Source organism: Endozoicomonas sp. (genome assembly GCF_051008435.1).
Lineage (GTDB): Bacteria > Pseudomonadota > Gammaproteobacteria > Pseudomonadales > Endozoicomonadaceae > Endozoicomonas_A.
Window position 1 is genome coordinate 1 of the sequence record NZ_JBPCXO010000443.1, and the last position, 1600, is coordinate 1600.

The window sequence follows — 1600 nt, forward strand, 5'->3', positions numbered from 1 at the left end:
CGACAACGAATGCCCGTACCAAGCAGAAGAGAGTTCGCAGCAAGCCCTGGAATATTTCAAAAACAATACCCGGTTTCTTTCCCTGACTGGCTCGGATAGAGGTGCGGATAGAGGTGTCTGCCTCGGGCTGGCTTGCGCCTGGCTGCAGTCTGCTGTCTCCCCTCCTGATACTCGTTATCGGCTCAGGCAGCAGTTGCAAACCTGCAGCCTGAATCCACAACAAGGCTGGCACAATCATAACCAGCATTACAATGAACTGCAGGCCGTGTTTCAGGCTGCACAGAATCGCTATGACGCTTATAGGGCAGCAAACGCCCTGCCTGACCATCCATCCACGTTGGAAAGCTTTGCGAAACTGGATACAGAATCAGCTGGACAACTGGACACTAAAATCTGGATTGAATGGCTCTATCGTGAACAGCAACATCAGCATGGCTGCTCTGCGCAAGTGACAGCCCGTGATAAAACGGCCCCTCGACTCTCCATGACCCACGCCTGGCCAGTCGTCACGACTCGAGCCAGTACCGTACAGCTGCTCAGAACACTTCGTGACCAGCCGATTCCTGCCCACTATTTGCTGACAACCGGCAAACACGCCCTTGCGCTCAGTATTGAAAAAGACCGGCTGACCCTGTTTGACCAGAACGCCCCCTGCTATATCCGGGAAGCCCTTCCAGGTAATGCTGATTCACTCGCCAGTGAACTCTTTGATGCCCTGGCCATTCAGCCGGAGTGTGGCATGGAGGTTGACGACAGTGGCATGGTTATTAGCGGTGGCACCTTAATTAGCTGTGGCACCTTAATTAGCTGTGGCACCTTAATTAGCTGTGGCACCTTAATTAGCTGTGGCACCTTATCCACTGCTCTCCCACCTTCATCTGAGATCAGCTGGGAAGCCATAGAGCCCGTCATTGAGCAACTGATGAACCATCGGGTAGCGGTATGGACGCTTCAGGTCGTTCTGCCCGCCGATGCCAGCCATCAACAAAAAACAGAATCAGACTGGCACACAGAGTGGCTGGCAGAGAACTTGTCACAACGTTTCCCGGTACCGGCCAATACCCTTGATACGGACGGCTATAGTCGCCTGCATCTGGCCAGTCGGCTGGGTAACCTCGCCAGCGTTGAAGCGTTGATGGCTGCTGGAGAAAACCCAGCACTGCCCACATCCGAAGGACTAACAGCCTTTGACCTGGCTTGTGGTCGTTACCCCAAGATATCCGAACGTTTACAAATGACATTGCAGAAGCAGGGAATAGCTGCTGTCTGTGATCCGGACAAGGACAGTACCCTTCGCCCGTTGCTTCATAAACCCTGGCGACCTTCCCAGGCACCTCTGCCCGACAACCTGATGCAGGCACATCATGATACCCTGCAAAACCGACTTCCTGGGGAAACGGTATCAGGTCATGGATCAACATTCCCTCCTCCTGCACAAGACCACTGTCCGGCAGGTGGCTGTGGCCAGAGTGAAAGCAGTTGGGAAAGCTTCAAGTTTCGAAAGGCTTTAGCGACCATTGGCCGGGGTGAAGACCCACTGTCACGGTTTGTAGACCGGGTCGAGCAAGTTCATGATAATATCGTAGGGTTTGTGATGGAT

1 protein-coding gene is annotated in these 1600 nt (G+C 53.6%); it reads left to right on the top strand.

Annotation, left to right across the window (positions count from 1 at the left end; genetic code table 11):
- Positions 1–1600 (top strand): ankyrin repeat domain-containing protein (locus ACR2PX_RS21945; RefSeq protein ID WP_434001495.1); only part of this gene is annotated, 1600 nt, incomplete at both ends.